This is a genomic window from Thalassoroseus pseudoceratinae, assembly GCF_011634775.1.
GTDB classification, from domain to species: Bacteria; Planctomycetota; Planctomycetia; order Planctomycetales; family Planctomycetaceae; genus Thalassoroseus; species Thalassoroseus pseudoceratinae.
Window position 1 is genome coordinate 119,797 of the sequence record NZ_JAALXT010000006.1, and the last position, 19,221, is coordinate 139,017.

Annotated in this window: 12 protein-coding genes; 9 read left to right on the forward strand and 3 right to left on the reverse strand. The window is 56.0% G+C overall.

The genetic code is table 11. The features are described from left to right. The first annotated feature begins 149 nt into the window (after nucleotides 1-149). Genes G6R38_RS21070 through G6R38_RS21080 form a run of 3 tightly spaced genes read left to right on the forward strand, consistent with a single transcriptional unit; the run spans nucleotide 150 to nucleotide 4,827 of the window. Nucleotides 150-3,089, forward strand: a complete 2,940-nt coding sequence (locus tag G6R38_RS21070; RefSeq protein ID WP_166830761.1) for a tetratricopeptide repeat protein — start codon at nucleotides 150-152, stop codon at nucleotides 3,087-3,089. A gap of 2 nt (nucleotides 3,090-3,091) precedes the next feature. Continuing rightward, the gene (locus G6R38_RS21075; protein ID WP_166830762.1) at nucleotides 3,092-3,961 is read left to right on the forward strand and encodes an SDR family oxidoreductase; all 870 of its coding nucleotides are present in this window, start codon (nucleotides 3,092-3,094) and stop codon (nucleotides 3,959-3,961) included. A gap of 2 nt (nucleotides 3,962-3,963) precedes the next feature. Next, nucleotides 3,964-4,827, forward strand: coding sequence for a formyltetrahydrofolate deformylase (locus G6R38_RS21080; RefSeq protein ID WP_166830763.1), 864 nt, complete (start codon nucleotides 3,964-3,966; stop codon nucleotides 4,825-4,827). A gap of 17 nt (nucleotides 4,828-4,844) precedes the next feature. Here G6R38_RS21080 and dapF read toward each other — a convergent pair whose 3' ends face one another. Further along, nucleotides 4,845-5,696, reverse strand: coding sequence for a diaminopimelate epimerase (gene dapF, locus G6R38_RS21085; protein ID WP_166830764.1), 852 nt, complete (start codon nucleotides 5,694-5,696; stop codon nucleotides 4,845-4,847). Between the two features lie 535 nt (nucleotides 5,697-6,231). On the opposite strand from dapF, the gene G6R38_RS21090 reads away from it, so the two are divergent. From G6R38_RS21090 to lpdA, 3 genes are all read left to right on the forward strand, one after another. Further along, on the forward strand, nucleotides 6,232-9,129 hold the full coding sequence (locus G6R38_RS21090; protein ID WP_206028660.1) for a 2-oxoglutarate dehydrogenase E1 component: 2,898 nt from the start codon (nucleotides 6,232-6,234) through the stop codon (nucleotides 9,127-9,129). Nucleotides 9,130-9,236: 107 nt separating this feature from the next. After that, the gene (odhB, locus tag G6R38_RS21095) at nucleotides 9,237-10,481 is read left to right on the forward strand and encodes a 2-oxoglutarate dehydrogenase complex dihydrolipoyllysine-residue succinyltransferase (protein WP_166830765.1); all 1,245 of its coding nucleotides are present in this window, start codon (nucleotides 9,237-9,239) and stop codon (nucleotides 10,479-10,481) included. A gap of 110 nt (nucleotides 10,482-10,591) precedes the next feature. Next, nucleotides 10,592-11,977, forward strand: a complete 1,386-nt coding sequence (lpdA, locus tag G6R38_RS21100; protein WP_166830766.1) for a dihydrolipoyl dehydrogenase — start codon at nucleotides 10,592-10,594, stop codon at nucleotides 11,975-11,977. A gap of 70 nt (nucleotides 11,978-12,047) precedes the next feature. Here lpdA and G6R38_RS21105 read toward each other — a convergent pair whose 3' ends face one another. Beyond that, nucleotides 12,048-14,357, reverse strand: coding sequence for a sodium:solute symporter family protein (locus tag G6R38_RS21105; RefSeq protein ID WP_166830767.1), 2,310 nt, complete (start codon nucleotides 14,355-14,357; stop codon nucleotides 12,048-12,050). A gap of 205 nt (nucleotides 14,358-14,562) precedes the next feature. Here G6R38_RS21105 and murD point away from each other — a divergent pair, with 205 nt between their 5' ends. From murD to eboE, 3 genes are all read left to right on the forward strand, one after another. Continuing rightward, complete coding sequence (murD, locus tag G6R38_RS21110; protein WP_166830768.1) at nucleotides 14,563-15,879, forward strand: UDP-N-acetylmuramoyl-L-alanine--D-glutamate ligase; 1,317 nt, start codon at nucleotides 14,563-14,565, stop codon at nucleotides 15,877-15,879. A gap of 374 nt (nucleotides 15,880-16,253) precedes the next feature. Then, nucleotides 16,254-16,604, forward strand: coding sequence for a hypothetical protein (locus G6R38_RS21115; protein WP_166830769.1), 351 nt, complete (start codon nucleotides 16,254-16,256; stop codon nucleotides 16,602-16,604). 108 nt (nucleotides 16,605-16,712) lie between these two features. Continuing rightward, nucleotides 16,713-17,885 (forward strand): metabolite traffic protein EboE, encoded by a 1,173-nt coding sequence (eboE, locus tag G6R38_RS21120; protein ID WP_166830770.1) that lies wholly within the window; start codon nucleotides 16,713-16,715, stop codon nucleotides 17,883-17,885. 62 nt (nucleotides 17,886-17,947) lie between these two features. Here the strand turns inward: eboE and G6R38_RS21125 are convergent, their stop codons facing one another. Next, a complete protein-coding gene (locus G6R38_RS21125) occupies nucleotides 17,948-18,982 on the reverse strand; it encodes a hypothetical protein (protein WP_166830771.1) in 1,035 nt (344 codons plus the stop codon). Nucleotides 18,983-19,221: the final 239 nt, after the last annotated feature.

Genomic DNA, 19,221 nt, shown 5'->3' on the forward strand with positions numbered 1-19,221 from the left:
CAAAAAGAGCAGCGATTGACGCGAAGCCCCTAGCGTAGCCGTTAGGTCGGTTCAGTCACAAGGAACCGTCGTTGGTTGGGGTAGAGCAGACGGTGGAAACGCCCGGTCCAATCTGGCCAATCGGTTGAAGTCTGGTCACGGGCCTTGCGATGCGATACTGTCGAGGTATCGAAAACGACCGGGTGGGAGGTGACATGATGGGTTTTGAGATTGTTTTGCTAGCGAGCCTGTTCGGTTTCGCCGAGGAGAAGCAATCTCCCGTCGAAGCCGCTCGCGAACATTATCAAAAAGGTCGGTACGCCGAGTCGGTGGAAGCGTACGAAGAGTTGGCGGGAGCCGACGATTCTCAAACTCAGATCGCGGTCACGTTGGGACTCAGCGAAGTTCACGAATCTGTCGGTCGCTGGGAAGACGCCACCGATGTCGTCGCGAAAGCCATCGAATCGTTTCCCAAGAATGCGGATCTTGTGGCTCGACTCGCCGAGCTGCAATTTCGACGCGGTCAGTACACCGACGCCGAGAAAACCGCCCGGCAAGCACTGAAATTCGATGCCAATCATTTGCGGGCTCGATTGGTGCTCGCAGACACGCTCGCCGAAACCGGTCGTATCAAAGAGGCGTTGGACGGGTACGTGTGGTTCGTGCGGTACTACAACCGAGCCCAACCCGAAGACGCCGAGGATTTGCTGCTCGTCGCGAAGGGAAGTTTGCAGTACGCCCGCTGGAAAAGTTCCTCGCAGATTTTTCGGTTCATCATCAACACGCTTTGCCCGGATGCGTTGAAGGACGATCCGAATTATTGGCAGTCGGTTCACCTCTCTGGGGATGTGCTGCTCGAGAAGTACAACCGCACTCAAGCAATGCCGGAGTTCCAAGCGGCATTGGCGATCAACCCGCGGGCTGCCGACGTGCTGGCTTCGCAAGCCGGGGCGGCGTTTCAGAAGCATCAGATGGAGAAACTGTCCGAACTGCTCGCCCAAGCCCTCGCCATCAACCCGAAACACCCCCGTGCCTTGCAACTTCAGGCGGATTACCAACTCCAAGCGGGCGATCTGGATGCGGCCAAGAAAGCCATCGACCAAGCTTTGGAAATCAATCCGCATGATCAACGCACGCTGGCCCGATTGGCGGCGTTGTACCTCATTCACGACGGCCCGCCTGCTGAAGATCAACTGACCGAGTTGCTGACACATTTAGATGCGATTGATCAAGTGGAAATTGCGAAGCCGGATCGCTTCACAAAATTGGTTCAGGAGTTAGCCGCACGAAATCCGCATCCGGGACCGTTCTTGAATGTCGTTGGCGAGACAATGGAAGGTCGCCGCAAATTCGATTTAGCGGAAACATTCTTCCGTCAGGCGATGGTGTCGATGCCCGAGTTGGCCGATGCGAAAACAAATCTCGGTTTGCTGGCGATGCGGACCGGAAAGAACGAGGCGGCTCGTGACATCCTCGACGACGCCTTCCAAGCCGATCCGTTCCACGTCCGTGTCAGCAACATGCGGAAAGTGCTCAAACTTCTCGATGACTACGAAACGATTTCCACCGAACATTTCGTAATCCGTGTCGACTCGCAAGCGGACAAAATCCTCGGGCGGTACATGGCGGAGTATTTGGAAAGCATCTATCCAGAACTCACGAAGCAATTCGATTTCGAGCCGCCCAGCCGAACGATTTTTGAGATCTTCCACAACTCCAAAGGGCTTTCGGGGCATCAGTGGTTCAGTGCCCGGATGATTGGTCTGCCTTGGATTCAAACGGTTGGCGCATCCACCGGCATGATCGTCGCTTTGACATCGCCGACCGCCGGTGAGAAGTCGTTCGATTGGGCTCGGGTGTTGAAGCACGAGTATGTGCACATCATCACGCTCCAACAGACGCAGTTCAACATTCCGCATTGGTTCACTGAGGCTCTTGCCGTCACGAGCGAAAACATTCCCCGTCCGGAAGAGTGGAATCGGTTGCTCGCCGAACGGGTTCCGCAGGGTGACATTCGAACGCTCAAGAATCTCAACGACGGTTTCATCCGCCCGGAATCGCCCGCTGATTGGCAGTTCGCGTATTGTCAGAGCAAACTCTACGCGGAATACATGACCAAGCAATTCGGAGCGGACACCATCCCCAAACTCCTTGATGCTTACCGCCGAAATCTGCCGACCGAGAAAGCCATTCCCGAGGTTTTTGAGATAACGCTTGAGGAATTCGAAGCGGGCTACCGCAAATATCTCGATGACATTGTGCGAGACATTCAAGGCAGTCGTCCGCAAGAGGAAGCGAAAACTTTGGCGGAGATCGAAAAGGACTACCAAGCCGATCCCGAAGACCCCGCGAAGATGGCGGCGTACGCGGCGGCTCTGGTTGATATCCGCAAGCTCAACGAGGCCGAAGAATTGGCCGAAGCAGCTTTGGCGAAGAATGCTCAATTACCGCAAGCCGGGTTGGTGCTCGCGAAGCTGGCCGTGCGGTCGCGGGACTTCGACGCTGCGGTGTCTCACTTGGAGGCCGTTTTGGATCGGGACCAACCGCATCCCGACGTGTTGGAACTGTTGGCGAAACTCAAGTTTGCTCTCAAGAAAAACGCGGAGGCCGCCGAGTTGTACGAACTTGGTCGCAAGAAATTTCCCTACGATCTGACCTGGCTCAAAGGACAAGCCGCCGCGTACTTGCGAATGGACGACCGCCCAAACCTGCGGACCGCGTTGGAAGAACTCGCACGACACGACACAGACAGCGCGTCCGTCCGGCAGAAACTTGCACGAATGGCTTTCGAGGACAAGGACTACGAAAACGCCATTCGATACGGCATGTCGGCACTCTATATCGATGTGATGGATGTCGACACTCACGAAATCTTGGGGAAGTCGTATTTGCATCAAAAAGAAGCCACCAACGCCATCCGCGAGTACGAGGTTTTGATGGAACTCGATCCGTCAGACGCCAATCGGCTCGCTCTTGCGAAAGCCTACCAATTAGCCAACCGCATCGGCGATGCACGAAAAATGGTGAATGACGTGCTGGCGAACGATCCGGAGAATCCAGACGCGAAAACCATGATCCAAGAATTGAAGTCAGCAACGGGACAAGATTGACTATGAGAAAACTGATTGTCGGCTGCGGTTATGTTGGTCGACGTGTGGCGAAAGAGTGGCTGGAGCAAGGCGACGAAGTGTTCGCCGTCACGCGGTCGGAGTCGAACGCGGAACTGCTGCGATCGCTCGGAGTTGAGCCCATCATTGCCGATGTCACCCAACCGGAAACGCTGACCGCAATTCCACCAATCGATACGTTATTATATGCCGTCAGCCACGATCGCTCCGCCGGGTACCCGCCACGGGTGACGTATGTCGAAGGCTTAAATAACTTTCTGAAGTACGCCGCCCATCTGCCGACACGGATGATCTTCGTTTCCAGCACAAGCGTGTATGGCGTCGACGATGGCAGCGAAGTCGACGAAGACACACCGACCGCCGCCACCACCGAATCCGGCCGAGCGTATGTCGAAGCGGAAACGGATTTTTGGCGAGGGTTTTGGCGGAAACATCAAGACAGCCGAATCGGTGTCGTGCTGCGGTCCGCGGGCATTTACGGACCGGATCGCCTACTGCGACGGGTCGCAAGTTTACGAAACCAAGACCCGATCCCCGCGAATCCGGACGGTTGGCTGAACCTCATTCACGTCGATGATTTGGTGCAAGCGATTTTGAAATCGGAGCTTGCGTCAGAATCGGGCACAGTCCTCGTCTGTGATGACCGTCCGATACAACGTCGAGAATATTACACCAAACTCGCGGAACTCGTCGGTGCGTCTTCGCCAGTTTTCAACTCCGAGGGCAAAGAAACATCATTGGGGAAACGATGTAACAACCGATTATTACGAGAGAAGTTCGGTTTGGAACTGCGATTTCCGACGATCGACAGCGGTTTGCCGCACGCGGTGGACACGAATAACCAGGAACGATGATCATGGAAGTCATTTTGACGGCGGTGGGGCCGGATAACCGAGGGTTGGCGGACCCATTGGTGCATCACGTGACCGGGGCCGGGGCGAACATCCACGAAATCCAAATGTACGATCACGGCGTGGAAAAACTATTCGCGATGCTGCTGCGGATCGAATGGCCGGAAAGTGGTGAATCGGTTGCCGAATTGCGGAAGCGGATGAAGCAAATCGGGCAGGAAACGGGACTTTCGATCCGCACTTGGTCTCGTGAGGAACGAAAAGGTCCGCCGCGACTTGCCATCTGCACAACCTACCGAAGTGAACCGCCGCTCGCGATTTTACGGGCCATCCGCGATGGACTGTTGAAAGCCACACCCGCCGTGATGATCGGGAATCGGCCCGCGTGTCGGGGATTGGCGGAGCAATTCGATGTGGACTGGCACGACATCGGCAACCACCGGGGCGAGCCAGACAATGACCGAATGGTGGCACTTTTCGACGAGTACGACGTGGATTACGTCATCCTTGCCCGCTACATGCGTGTGTTACCGCCGGGAACGTGTTGGCGATTCGCAGGCGGACGCATCATCAATCTGCATCACGGGTTACTGCCACCGTTCCCCGGTTTTCGCCCGTATGAAGATGCGTTCTCGCACAACATGCTCACGTATGGAGCGACTGTTCACTTCATCGTGCCAGAACTCGATGCGGGGAACCAGATCATTCACCAAAGCACGTTCACGGTATTCCCGGGCACACCGCTAGAACAAATCAAACGCCAAGGCGAGACCGATCACGAACCGCAATGCCTCGTCGAGGGTTTGCGACGCGTGATCGATCGTGAAGTGATGTTGAACTTCCACCGCGTGGTGCGGGTGTCTGACTAATTCGGCCCTGCGATTGATCAAGCAGCGTTGGCAATGCGAATGGTGGGCGTCGATTCCGACCAGTCACCCCGGAAAATCTCCGCGGCCGGTCCCGTGAGATGCACGTCACCGTCGTCCGTCCAATCGATATCCAACACTCCGCCGGGAAGAAAACAGCGAACTTGGCGATCGGTTTGACCACTCAAAGCCCCGGCGACCGCAACAGCACACGCTCCCGTGCCGCACGCCTGGGTCTCACCAACGCCCCGTTCCCACACACGGACCTGCACTTCCGTCGACGACAACACCCGCACGAATTCCACGTTCGTCCGCTGAGGGAACAAACGGTGTTGCTCAATCTGCGGTCCGAGTTCCTGAACGAGTTCGTCCGAAAGTTCGTCGGTGAAAACAACGCAATGCGGATTGCCCATCGAAACGGCAGAGATAACGTGCAATCGCGAATCGGTTTGGAGAGTCTCCAATTCCTCGGCATTCGGAAGGTGATCGGCCGTCAACTGTGGCTCACCGATCGAAACCCGCACCCGTTCCACCCGACCGTTCTGAACTTCCGGCCAGGCCACTCGGATGCCGGCATCGGTGGCAATGTGAATTTCTTCGTTGCGAACGTGTCCCGTTTCGTACAGGAGTTTGGCGACGCAACGCAGACCGTTCCCACACATTTCCGCGACGCTGCCGTCGGCGTTCCAAATTCGCATTTGGGCGTCGGCTTGCCAAGTCGGTTCGACGACAATCAAGCCATCACTGCCAATCCCCGTGTTTCGATTAGAAATCTTTCGGGCGGTGTCTGGGAGGTTCTCGGGGAGAGCGTGTTCGAAACCGTCCAAATAGACGTAATCGTTTCCCGCACCGTGCATCTTGACGAATCGCATTTGGGACTCCATTCCCAGTGGACCACCCATCCCGAATTGACGGCGTCCCGAGCGATGCCTGCGTATTCGTCGGCTTGCTCGTGGAAGATTCCCGATCCGTCAATTCCGCATGAATGTTCCACAAGCTCTGGCCCGCAATTTGGGAGGGGCGGGCAATTTTTTGGGGTGTCTTTGGTCGAAGAGCCTTCTTCGATGTCGGTTATCAATATCGCACACTCGTGCAATCACGTCTACCCCCGAAATTGACTTCAAGAATTACATAGAAAACCTTCGATTGGCGACTGCAAAGCGAAGCGGCAAGACGATACAATCCAGCGTTAGGATGCAAACGCGGTCGATATCTGTTCCGAATGGATGAGCAAAGCCAAATCGTTGACACTCCTTGCCGACCAGTCTACCCGAATTGGTTGAAGTGCGAATGACTTGGCTTTCGGAACACGGCCTGTTTTTTCGAGATTTATTTGATTCGGGTCTCACCCCAAAACTTGACTGAAATCGCTCAACCAGTCACCTATCCACGCCGCGCCGATTTCTTATGCATGCCCCAACCGACCCGCCCGTCGACGAATTACCTCTGAACAGTCAAAGCTTGGTTTTCGTCGAGCAGAAGTATCAAGATTTCCTCGCCGACCCGCAATCGGTTTCCGAGTCTTGGCGAAATTACTTCGGATCCTGGAATTTCGCGGTGAATGGAACCGCAGCGACGACGGCTTCCGATTCGACGGCGAAGCTGGGGCCGACGTTCTCGCCGAGATCGATCTTCAACCCGCCAGGGTCGGCGGAAGACATTTCCGATCCGGGTGGTCTGCGACCGTTGGCGGCTCTTGATCGCAGTTCGCCTTTGCAACTCGGCGAGCGTTTGCAAGACCGCGTCAACCAATTGGTGCGGAACTACCGAGTCCGTGGGCACATCATCGCGAAGGTCGATCCGCTCGGCCGACCGCTCCCAGAGGTCCCGGAACTTTCGCCCGAGTGGTTCGGCTTCCAAGAAGAAGACATGGACCGCGAGTTCTCCACATCCGGTGTGCAAGGGCCGGAAGTGCAAACGCTCCGCGGATTGACGAACCGGCTACGCAACACCTACTGCCGGTCGATCGGCGTGCAATACATGCACATCGACGACCTCGAAGCCCGTGGTTGGCTCCAACAGCGAATGGAAGCCAACGAGAACCGGATGTCGCTCAGCCGGGAAACGCAGATTCGGATTCTCACGAAGCTGACCGACGCGGTGGTCTTCGAAGAGTTCATCCAAAAGAAATTTATGGGAGCGAAAAGCTTTTCGCTCGAAGGTGCGGAAAGTTTGATTCCGCTGCTCGACTTGGCAATCGAGAAAGCCGGCGGTCAAGGCATCAAAGAAATTGTCCTCGGAATGGCCCACCGTGGACGACTCAATGTTCTTGCCAACATCATGGGCAAGAATCCTCGAAAAATCTTTCGAGAGTTCGAAGACAAAGACCCGCAGATGAACGTCGGTCGCGGGGATGTCAAATACCACTTGGGTTACAGTAACGACTGGGAAACCCAATCCGGGCGGAAGGTTCACCTCTCGCTTTGCTTCAACCCCAGCCACTTGGAATTCGTCAATCCGGTGGCGTTGGGACGGATGCGAGCCAAGCAAGACCGAGCCGAGGACAACGATCGCCGTCGCGGCATGGTGCTGCTCATTCACGGTGATGCGGCCTTCGCCGGTGAAGGCGTCGTGCAGGAAACGCTGAACCTCTCCGAATTGCCGGCGTACCACGTGGGCGGAACGGTTCACATCGTCGTCAACAACCAAATCGGATTTACCACCGGTCCGGAGCAAGGTCGTTCGACGCGTTACGCCACCAGCGTGGCGAAAATGCTTTACAGTCCGATTTTGCATGTCAACGGGGAAGATCCGGAAGCCGTTGCTCAGGCACTTAGCGTGGCGATGGACTTCCGGCGGCAATTCCAGCGGGACGTCGTGATCGACATGTGGTGCTTCCGCCGTCTCGGTCACAACGAAGGTGACGAACCGGCGTACACGCAACCGCAGATGTATCAGCAAATCAGCCAGCGGGGTCCCGTACGCGAAAGTTACCGGGACCATTTGCTCAAGCTCAAAGGCGTCACGCTGGAAGAAGCGGAACAAATCGTCGAACAGCGTCGTGAATTCTTGACGCAAGAATTGGAAGTCGCCCGTAGCGACGACTACTCCCATCGCTACGACACCGGCGGCGGAGTCTGGAAAGGCTATGTTGGCGATCTTGAAGCCGACGTCGACGATCCTGACACCGGTGTTCCCGCCGAAACACTGAAAAATTTGTTGCTAAAACTCACGGAATTGCCGGACGGATTCCATCCGAACTCGAAGATTGCTCGAGCAATGAAAGTCCGGCGGAAAATGGCCGAGGGCGAGCAAGTCCTCGATTGGGCCGCCGGAGAGATCTTGGCGTTCGCATCGTTGGCGACCGACGGTGTCCGCATCCGCATGACCGGTCAAGACTGCGAACGGGGAACGTTCAGCCACCGCCACGCCGTACTCCACGACGCAAAGAACGGTGAAACGTTCATGCCGTTGGCCCATCTGGACCCGAATCAGGCACCGGTGGAGATCGTCAATAGCCCACTCAGCGAAGCGGGCGTCCTTGGTTTCGAATACGGTTACAGTCTCGACTGCCCGGATGGTCTGGTCATTTGGGAAGCCCAGTTCGGCGACTTCGTCAATGCCGGACAAGTCATCATCGACCAGTTCATCGTGAGCGCCGAAGACAAATGGCGTCGGCTCAGCGGTTTGGTGCTGTTGCTTCCTCACGGGTTTGAAGGCCAAGGCCCAGAGCACTCAAGCGCCCGTTTGGAACGATTCCTGACGATGTGTGCCGAAGATAATATTCAAGTGGTCGAACCGTCCACGCCGGCCCAAATGTTTCACTTACTGCGTCGTCAAGTGGTGCGAAAGTGGCGGAAACCGCTGATCGTCATGACTCCGAAAAGTCTGCTACGGCACAAGGGAGCCGTTTCGGATCTCGAAGAGTTGACGACCGGGAAATTCAAACGTGTCCTGCCGGACGTGCACGAGGCTTGCGACACACCAGATAAAATTCAACGAATTTTGCTCTGCTCAGGAAAGCTGTACTTCGAATTGGCCGATGTTCGTGAAAAAGAAGATCGCCGCGATGTCGCAATTGTACGGCTGGAGCAATACTACCCACTTTCCAACGACGAATTGCAAGCGGCCCTCGCCGACTACCCCGAAGGAACACCGGTTTACTGGGTTCAAGACGAACCGGAGAACATGGGGGCTTGGCGACACTTGCGGTTCGAGTTGGGTGACTCGTTGTTCGGTCGCTTCCCGTTCCATGGGGTCACGCGGCCGTCTTCAGCCAGCCCGGCAACCGGTTCCAACGCCGCTCACCGCTGGGAACAAGCCAAACTGATTCGCGAAGCGTTCGGAGAGTCCGACTCCCAGTAATTCCACCTCAGTGATGTGAACACGGTTTTCACACTTGTGAAATTGTTGTGACATGACTGTAGGCTCAAATATTTTATCTCCCAATCATTCTGCTGGAATACGAAACGATGTCTGTGGAAGTCAAAGTCCCGCCCGTGGGTGAATCGATTACCGAAGTCTTCATCGGCGAGTGGTTGAAGTCCGAAGGGCAAGCCGTCAAAGTCGACGAAAATCTCGTTGAACTTGAAAGCGATAAAGCCACCTTCGAAGTCCCGTCTCCATCGGCGGGGGTGATCGAAAGCATTCTCAAGCAACCCGGTGACTCCGCGAATGTGGGCGAAGTGATCGCCACCATCAACGAGAACGCCGAAGCTCCCAGCGACGACCAACCCAAACCAGACTCGTCCCCCGAACCGGCGAAAACGGCCGATCAACCGACATCCAGCGATTCGGAAGCCTCGCAAGACAGCGGCAACGGCGAACCTCGCGTGATGCCCGCTGCCCAACGACTTCTGGCGGAAAACCAGGTCTCCGCGAGCAGTGTTCAAGCGACGGGCCCAGGGGGACGAATCCTGAAAGAAGACGTGCAGCGGTACCTCAGCGAACCGAAGCGGTCCACGCCACCGACCCCCACGCATTCGATGACCAGCCCGAACGAGCCGTTTGACCCGTCCCGCCAGAAGGAAACCGTTCGAATGACGCCGATGCGTCGCAGCATCGCGGAACGGTTGGTCGAATCTCAACGCACCGCCGCCCTGCTCACGACCTTCAACGACGTGGATATGTCGAAGGTCATGAAAATGCGGAACGAGTACAAAGACACCTTCCAAAAGAAGTACGGCATGAAACTCGGCTTCATGTCCTTCTTCGTGAAAGCCGCCGTCGATGCACTCAACGCAATCCCACAACTGAACGCCCAGATCGAAGGCGATCAGATCATCTATCATAATTACTGTGATATCGGTGTGGCGATCGGGGGCGGCAAAGGGCTCGTTGTGCCGGTCCTCCGCAATGCCGAACGCATGAGCTTCGCCGACATCGAGCAATCCATCAACAACTTCGCCGAACGGGCCAAGTCGAACAAAATCGAACTCAAGGAACTGCAAGGCGGCACGTTCACCATCAGCAATGGTGGGGTCTACGGTTCCCTGCTCTCGACACCCATTATCAACCCACCGCAAAGTGGTGTGCTCGGAATGCACCGCATCGAACAACGCCCCGTCGCGGTGGATGGCCAAGTCGTGATTCGTCCGATGATGTACCTCGCTTTGACTTACGATCACCGAATAGTCGATGGTCGCGAAGCCGTGACATTCCTGAAACGCATCAAGGACACTATCGAAGAACCGGCCCGCATGCTGTTGGAAGTTTGAAAACCGACCTTTCGAGAAGCGCTCTTTGATTCATTCTGCATGTCGTTGAACCATCTGGGATTTGCAGCCGAACGACCTTTGAAATCCAAACCGTAAGCGAACGACTGACGATGTCACAACATGATCTGATTGTAATTGGAGCTGGTCCGGGTGGTTACGTGGCGGCGATTCGGGCCGCTCAACTCGGGATGAATGTCGCCTGTATCGAGAAAGAACCGGCGTTGGGCGGAACCTGTTTGCGGGTCGGCTGCATCCCAAGCAAGGCGCTTCTCGAATCCAGCGAAATCTACGCCGAAGCCGTCGGTGGTCTGAACGAGCACGGCATTGACTGCGGCGAGGTCTCATTGGATCTCGCCAAGTTGATGAAGCGAAAAGACAAAGTCGTTCAAACCTTGACGGGCGGTGTAAAATCGCTGTTTAAGAAAAACAAGATCACTCGGTTTCAAGGTCATGCCCGTCTCACGGGACCGAACCAAGTGACCGTCGAAAGCCAGGACGGAACTGAAGTTCTCGAAGGAAAAAAGATTCTCATTGCCACCGGCAGTGTGCCTGCGACTTTGCCCGGCATTGAGTTCGATGGCGACCGCATCGGCAGCAGCACCGAAGCCCTCAAATACCCCGAGGTGCCGGAACATCTCATCGTCATTGGAGCCGGTTACATCGGCTTGGAACTCGGGGCCGTCTGGCGAAGACTCGGTGCGAAAGTCACGGTCTTGGAGTATCTCGATCGGATTCTGCCCGGTATGGATTCCGAAATTGCCAGCGAAGCAAAGAAGCTCTTCAAAAAACAAGGACTGGAATTTCACCTCGGCACGAAAGTCACCGGCGCGAAATACGACGGCGAAAAGTGCACCGTTGAAATTGACGGAGCCGACCCAATCACCTGTGATCGCGTGCTGGTCGCTGTTGGTCGTCGACCGAATACAAAAGATTTGGGATTGGAAGACATCGGCGTGGAACTCGACGACCGTGGCCGAATTGCAGTGGGCGATCATTTTCGGACGTCCGTGGAGAGTATCTACGCCATCGGCGATGTGATCCAAGGCCCGATGCTCGCCCACAAAGCCGAAGAGGAAGGGATTGCTTGCGTGGAATATCTCGCGACCGGTTATGGTCACATCAACTACGATACCATCCCCGGCGTGGTTTACACGCATCCAGAAATCGCCTCTGTTGGCAAAACCGAGGAGCAATTGAAAGAAGCCGGGGTCGAATATCGCAAGGGTTCGTTCCCGTTCATCGCCAACGGTCGGGCACGATCAATTGACGAAACTGACGGCAAAATCAAAGTCCTCGCCGACGCCAAGACCGACCGCATTCTCGGCGTGCACATCATCGGAGCCCGAGCCGGTGACCTGATCGCGGAAGCCGCTGTTGCGATGGAATTCGGAGCCAGCAGCGAAGACCTCGCCCGCGCCTGCCACGCTCACCCGACCCTCGCCGAAGCCCTCAAAGAAGCGGCATTAGCCGTCGACGGACGAGCGATTCACTTCTAAAAGACATCGATTTAGTGTGCCATGGCTCACAGAGCCATGGCACGCTGCGTTTCGTCTGAAATGTGAAGTATCACAACACCCGGGCCAGCAGTGATGTGGTCCACACCAGCAAACCAGCGAGTATCCAAGCGATGATGAATCCGCCCAAGCCAATCAATGTTGGCTTGGGAAGTTCGATATCGCCGATGTTGAGGAGTTTTTCGTTGGGTGGCAGTGGGTCTTCCGGCAACTGACACGGCCCGGGAACTTCTTCGTTCGGTTTGACCGGTGTGTGCAGTAGACGGAAAAAGTGATCGAGTTTCTCTTGCGGCGGTCGCCGAGTGAGGAAACTTGTGATGAGTCCCGCCAGCACCCCCGCCGAGAGATAGAACACCATCTGCCAGGCGTCCGTCATCGCGGTGGGTTGGCCGACAGCGTTGAAGCGGAACATCGCATCCGGCAGCCCCCAATCGTGTACCAAATTCGGTTGGAAGGCCACGAGTGCCCACGCTGACGCGGAGACCAACGTCGACACCCACACTGCGGCCGCCGTCCATCCACGCCACATGATGCCGATCCACAAACTCAGCCCGATCGCCGCCGGCGTTTTGATCACGATTTGCAGGGCGTTAATGATGTCTCGGAACGATGCTTGCAACACCAGTGCCGTGCTGACGATGATCAAACCCGCCAAACGTCCGACCCACAGGTAATGTTTTTCGGATCGATTCTTCGCCATATACCGACGATAAATGTTCTCGGTAAACAAGCCGCTCGAAACCACCATTTGCGCGTCGCCGGAACTCATCACCGCCGCCAATAGTGAAGCGAGCAACAACCCGACCAGACCAGGTGCAATCGTGGGCAGCACTTCATACGCCGCTCGTCCGAACAAACCGTCAGCGAACTCGGCTTCGATGTCTTGAATCTCTTTACGACGAGCTTCGGGTTGATCTTGCAGTTCCGGAGACGCGGCCAACGTGAGATCGGCGTGGAGTTGGCGATCGTGAAGAACTCTCGTCTGCTCCTCTGGGGAAAGCTCCGCAAATTCCGCGGCATCATTGGCAGGTTTGTCGGCGTGTGGCAGCGGGCTGTTCGAACCCAGATACCACACGACACATGCCAATCCCGTCAGTGTCCAAGCGACTGTGCAAATCCGTTTCAGGAAGTTACCGAAGGTGAATCCGAAACGGCCTTCGAACTCGGTTTTCCCTGCTCCACAGACGCCCATGATGTGCGGTTGCACGACGATTCCAGTCAACGCCGTGATCGAAAGCATAATCACATAGAAAATTGTGATCGGTTCTTTCCCCAGGGTTTCCGCTACTTCGGGACTCGCGATCAAGTCGAACATGCCCGGTCGGATTTCACCCTCCGAGTGCAAAGCCCCGAACCCACCGATCTTTTGGAATACGAACGGCAATAACAGGAACGAGAACGTAATCGTCAGGAGGCCTTGGATGAAGTCGGTGATGATCGCCGCCCCGAGTCCACCCGCCATGCCGTAGAGCACGAACAGAAACGTCATGATCAAAATCGCGAACTCGTACCCTTCGACGATCCGCCAACCCGACCCGCGAACTTGCAGATACGCTTCGGCTCTTGCTTCGCCATCGTCTTCTTCGGTCTGGTCATCAACCATCGGAGCCGCAACGAACCGCAGCGGATAGTTGACGTCGCGTGTATCGTCGTAGAGCGTCCATTGCTCGCCGTCCTTGTCGACTCGCACACGGAGGTCGTCGGAAAGTTTCTTGAATCCACTGAGTTGATTCGTCAACCGTGATGGGACTTGCTTGGCATCGAGTTCGGTGATGAGTTCGTTCGGGTCGCTCATGTGGAACAACACGCCGCGACCGAACCAGCCTTTTTCGCTGTCCCACTTGATTTCGGGAACTTGCCAATCGGTTTGTTGTGAGAAGCGGTCGAGTTCCCCGCCGGTGAGGGCCGTTACCATCTTGCCCGCCGCGTAAACGTAACTGGCGATGAACACGATCGACATGATGATGCCGTAGATCGAGTACAGCAACGCCGTGCTGCTGCCGAAGCGGTGTTCGAAGTAGTCGGCGGTGGTCAGGGCTCGCATACGCCGCATGACCGGGGCGATAATCCAGTAGAACGGCGTGGCCCACAACCACAGGAATTGCCACCAAATGCCAGCCAATCCGGCTCGCCAGGTGCCCGCGATCACGCCGACGGCTTGGTCGCTGCTGGTGCCCGAGCCGAAGGCGAAGAACATCATGAACACCGGCCCGAACCGCCGACCGCCCATGAAGAAGTCGGCCATGTCCTTGACCTTGCGGATCGACCACAAGCCTACCGCAAGAATCAGCAGAAAGTAAGCGGCCAACACAATCCAATCCGCCCACTCCAACCCCAGATAAACCGGATCAGCCGCTAACATTGTTGTTACTCTTTGGTGTTTAAATGGATCTTGTAGGGTGCGTCGCGACGCACCTATCGGCGATGTGGGAACTACGTGGTGCGCTACGCTTCGCTGCATGCACCATACAAAAAACGCAAACGCATCGGGTTTCGCTTTTGCATTGCCAGCGTAACCGTGACGGAACAGAGTTGCAACGATTGCCCAGTGAGCCGATGATTTCGCGATGGAGTTTCGGAATCGACGAGTCACGGTGATGGGGTTGGGACGCTTTGACGGCGGCGTGGCAGCGGTGCGGTTTTTGAGTGAGCGTGGTGCGAAAGTCACCGTCACCGATTTGCGGTCGGAAGCGGAACTGGCCGAATCGATTCAGCGGCTTTCAGATGTGCCGATCAAACGTTGGCGACTCGGCGAGCACGACGAATCCGATTTCACGCGGGCGGATTTCGTTGTCGTCAATCCGGCGGTGCGGCGGGATCATCCGTTGTTGCTTGCGGCTGAAGACTCCGGGGCGGTGTTGACGAGCGAGATGAATCTGTTTTGGTCACACCATCGCGGTCGAGTCATCGGCGTCACCGGTAGCAATGGCAAGTCCACGACGGCGGCGATCATTCACGCGATTCTTTCCGAGACCGATCACACAGTGCGACTTGGTGGCAACATCGGACAGAGTTTGCTTTCGGAAGTCGATGCGATTGGGGCGAATGACTGGACGGTTCTGGAACTCAGCAGTTTTCAACTTCACGATTTGGACCGGCTGCAAGTTTCGCCGGAGATCGCGGTGGTCACGAATTTCAGTCCGAACCATCTCGATTGGCACGAACACCTGACCGACTACCGGGAGGCAAAGCAAACGATTCTGCGTTGGCAATCCGCCGACGATCGGGCGGTGCTGAATGACGACGATGCCGATGTCAGGAATTGGCCGGTGCACGGACGGCGTATTGGTTTCTCTCCTGAAATTTCTGACGAACCGTTGCTGGAAGCACTCCGATTGCCCGGTCAGCACAATCGCGCGAATGCGTTGGCAGCGATTACGGCCATGCGGTGCGTCGACGGGGTTACAGACGCTGCCATTCGTCGCGGACTGGAAAAGTTCCCAGGGTTGCCGCATCGGTTGGAGTTTGTGGTCGAAAGTCAGGGACGCCGGTTCTTCAACGACTCCCTGGCGACCACTCCCGAGTCAGCGATCGCAGCGATTCAGTCGTTCGATGATCCGATCGTGTTGATTCTGGGCGGATCGGACAAAGGTATCGATCTCACCCAGTTGGCCGAAGTCGCTGCCAAGCGTGCGAAGGCAGTCGCGTTAATCGGCCGGACGGCAACACAGCTCCAGACTTTGCTGGATCGCACATCGAGATCGCTGCCGATGCGTGTGTGCTCGTCGTTGGCCGAAGCGGTGTCGTTTGCCTGCGAGGAATCTTTGGTCGGCGATGTCGTGCTGCTCTCGCCGGGGTGTGCTAGTTACGACTGGTTCCGCGACTTCGCCGACCGTGGCGAACAATTTCGACAACTCGCAAAACATGCCGACTTCCCGAATTGATCGTTCGCCGCCGTTCGTGTGGCGACATCGCAACGCTTCGGTGAATCGTCGCAACACGCGTGGTGCTTTGGCAACGTCGAGTTGGCGTGGCTGAAACGTTTCGTGTCGGTGTTTTGGCGAATCGTTAACCACATTGAACGTTTTCCGCAAATTGGATAAATCCCGTTTTTGCCTGGAGAAAACGCAGTTTCCTGAGTATCCGAGACGAACGCAGCGAGTGAATTGCCACGAAAAACGCGGCGATGTTTTCGAGTTTTGGCACACCGCATGCTTTAAAGAACTTCCATCAGGCGAGCAGTTGCGAAGGCCACCTGACAACGAACTTAACTCACTGCAAAGTCTCTTTTCACAGCACAATTGCGAAGGACACCACCATGACAAACACACTCAACGCTCTCTGGAACGACGAAGCTGGTTTCATTGTCTCCGCTGAACTCATTCTGATCGCCACGATTTTGGTCATCGGTTTGGTCGTCGGACTCAGCGAAGTGCAACACGCAGTGGTCGGCGAACTCAACGACGTCGGCGAAGCCATCGGAAACTTGAATCAAAGCTACTGCTTCTCGGGCTTCAGCAGCTACAAAAGCAACGGTCAATTGAAAGCTCAGTTGGTTGGTTCGCAGTTCATCGACCACGCCGACGAGTGCGACAACAACGAATGCGACATCAGCTGCGATGCTCCTGTGAACGAAGCCCCCAAAGGCCAAAACGGCAAGAACTACTAAGCCGAGTCGAACACCATAAAAAAGCCCACCGACGTCGATCGGTGGGCTTTTTTCGTGCGCTGAACTATAGTCGGGCTGACGATTTTTCCTCAGACGATGAAGCACGATATGACACTCAGCACACGACCACTTAGTTATTGCTCCAACGTCCATCCCGGTTTGACGGTTGCCGAAGTCGAAACGGGACTCGATCAATTTACGATTCCCGTGCAATCACGGATTGGTCGACCGCTTGCCGCTGGGTTGTGGTTGGCGGAACCTGTCATTCGCGAACTCCACGCTTCCCCGGATGCCATCGCGAAATTCGCCGCCGGACTCGCCGAGCGTGATTTGACTTGCTACACACTCAACGCGTTTCCTTACGGCAATTTTCATAGCGACCGCGTGAAGGAAAACGTGTACCTGCCGGACTGGTCGCAATCGGAACGCCTGGAATACACCGTTGGTTGTGCCAACGTGCTTTCACAAATTCTCCCCGAAAACAGCGAGGGCAGCATTTCCACGGTCCCGCTGGGTTTCAAGGAATTCGAGTACGCCGAAGATTTCCCGAACCGGGCGATTGATCAGCTGATCGAATTGGCAAAGACGCTCAGCAAACTTCACGAGCAAACCGGACGACTCATTCGACTGGCAATCGAGCCGGAACCGTTTTGCCTGTTGGAAACCACCGACGAAACCGTCGCGTTCTTTCAGAAATTGCGGGCGGTGGCGGCGGATCGGAATGTGCTGGAGTTAGTCAATCGGCACATTGGTGTGTGTTATGATGTGTGTCATCAAGCCGTCGAGTTTGAAGACATTGCGGCATCCATCGCCAAACTCGCGGACGAAGACATTCGGATCGTGAAAGTCCACATTACATGTGCGATTGACATTCCGAATCCAAGTGCCAATCCCGACGCGATTGCCGCTCTGGCGCGGTTCGTCGAGCCACGGTACTTGCATCAGACGATGGGTCGTCTGTCCTCCGGCAAAGTTGTCCGCGTGGTCGATTTGGACTCCCAGTTCGTTGAATCTCCTCCAAGCGAATTTGCAAATGCGGAGACGTGGCGGGTGCACTACCATGTTCCCGTTAATGCAGAGAGCGTGGGCCCGCTGGGAACCACACGGCATGTGCTCCCGACAGCGTTGGATGCGGTCAACGCTCTTCCGTACGCACCGGATTTGGAAGTCGAAACCTACACCTGGGACGTGTTACCTGGCGAGCAACCGGATTTGGTCGCAGGCTTGAGCGCGGAACTCGACGCGACCGAACGACTGCTAACCGAGATTCGGGAACGATAAACGAAAAATACCCTCGACGCGGACGCCGAGGGTATTGCGTGAACTTGGAAATGCGATCCGGTCTAGTTTCGCTCCGGGATTTCCTCAATGTTGCCGACCACGCGAGCGGGGGTTTCCCGCCAACCATCCGGTGTGGCGATTCGCGGTTGACTGTCGCCGCGACGGAATTCCGGTAGCGATTCACTCACGATTGGCGTTTCGCGAATTTCGCTTTCGTCTTCCAATCCCATCGCATCAGCCCACGCCGTGGACAAATTGCTCGATGGAGCTGGGACCGGTTGGGTTCGGCTCACAGTTTCAGTGACAATTTCCTCGAAAGGATTGCTCGGCTCGACGGAAACCGGTTCGGTCGTCGCTACGGACACTTCGACCGGGGCGGGTGACGCGGGAAGGATTTCGACCGACCGACGACCCGGCACAATCACCTGACGAAACGGCGACGTGTTCGACGCTGTCCGTGCAGGAACCTGATGGTTCATTGTGGTTGGCTCTGGTGGAGCCGGTGGAGCCATGGGAAACGGTGGCATTTCGATGCCATCGTAATTCGGCGCGACTTTGTCTTGCTTCGGCACAGCGACGGCGGGTGCCCGTTTCTGCTTCCGTTTCACAGGCTGGTGATCATTGACCACCGGTGTTGGTTCCGATTTCCGAGGCGTTGCCTTCGGCACAATTTTCGGTTGCACGTGTGGACGCACTTCCGGACGAACTTGTGTCTGCACTTGCGGTTGGGGGTAGCTATGCACCGGCACGCAGGTCGCTGCACAGGATGTTTTCGATGCACAGCCGATTTTCGTCGGTCCGCAGGCGGTCGTTGCACAACTGACTTTCTTGCCACGAGCCGAAGTCATCGCACACAGCGGTTTGGATTGGGTTCCGCATTTCTTCCATGTTTCGAGCGGAACACAACCAGCCGGAGCGTTAACTTTCGGCTTCGATGTGCAGGCCGACGCAGATGTGCATGTCGATGCACATGAGGACTTCGCAGGTTTGGTGAACGAACACAAACTCAACTTCTGTCCCGTCTTACAGCCACTTAACGTGACGAGAACCAGCAGTGGCAGCCACGCCGGCCTCGCAACGAGTCGAGGAAAAACCATCCGTGATATTCCTTGTGTCCGGCGAATTGCGTCCAAGTGGAGGGACCGAAGCAACTCCGTTGAGTCCCTACCAGACGCGAAATCGTCTTAGGTTGAAAATACGGTTCCGGAATCAGGATCGGAATAATCGTTCCCGGAGAACCAATCCATTCGCCCTCGAAACGTCATGGAACGGTATTCATGCGACGAATCTGCGACTACTACTCGTTACGCCGACAGTGACGATCCGGTAAACTTTG

What these genes read in the sequence shown, in the direction of transcription:
- G6R38_RS21070 (WP_166830761.1), top strand. Translation starts at nt 150, where the DNA reads ATGCGATACTGTCGAGGTATCGAAAACGACCGGGTGGGAGGTGACATG.
- G6R38_RS21075 (WP_166830762.1), top strand. Translation starts at nt 3,092, where the DNA reads ATGAGAAAACTGATTGTCGGCTGCGGTTATGTTGGTCGACGTGTGGCG.
- G6R38_RS21080 (WP_166830763.1), top strand. Translation starts at nt 3,964, where the DNA reads ATGGAAGTCATTTTGACGGCGGTGGGGCCGGATAACCGAGGGTTGGCG.
- dapF (WP_166830764.1), bottom strand. Translation starts at nt 5,696, where the DNA reads ATGCGATTCGTCAAGATGCACGGTGCGGGAAACGATTACGTCTATTTG.
- G6R38_RS21090 (WP_206028660.1), top strand. Translation starts at nt 6,232, where the DNA reads ATGCATGCCCCAACCGACCCGCCCGTCGACGAATTACCTCTGAACAGT.
- odhB (WP_166830765.1), top strand. Translation starts at nt 9,237, where the DNA reads ATGTCTGTGGAAGTCAAAGTCCCGCCCGTGGGTGAATCGATTACCGAA.
- lpdA (WP_166830766.1), top strand. Translation starts at nt 10,592, where the DNA reads ATGTCACAACATGATCTGATTGTAATTGGAGCTGGTCCGGGTGGTTAC.
- G6R38_RS21105 (WP_166830767.1), bottom strand. Translation starts at nt 14,357, where the DNA reads ATGTTAGCGGCTGATCCGGTTTATCTGGGGTTGGAGTGGGCGGATTGG.
- murD (WP_166830768.1), top strand. Translation starts at nt 14,563, where the DNA reads ATGGAGTTTCGGAATCGACGAGTCACGGTGATGGGGTTGGGACGCTTT.
- G6R38_RS21115 (WP_166830769.1), top strand. Translation starts at nt 16,254, where the DNA reads ATGACAAACACACTCAACGCTCTCTGGAACGACGAAGCTGGTTTCATT.
- eboE (WP_166830770.1), top strand. Translation starts at nt 16,713, where the DNA reads ATGACACTCAGCACACGACCACTTAGTTATTGCTCCAACGTCCATCCC.
- G6R38_RS21125 (WP_166830771.1), bottom strand. Translation starts at nt 18,982, where the DNA reads ATGGTTTTTCCTCGACTCGTTGCGAGGCCGGCGTGGCTGCCACTGCTG.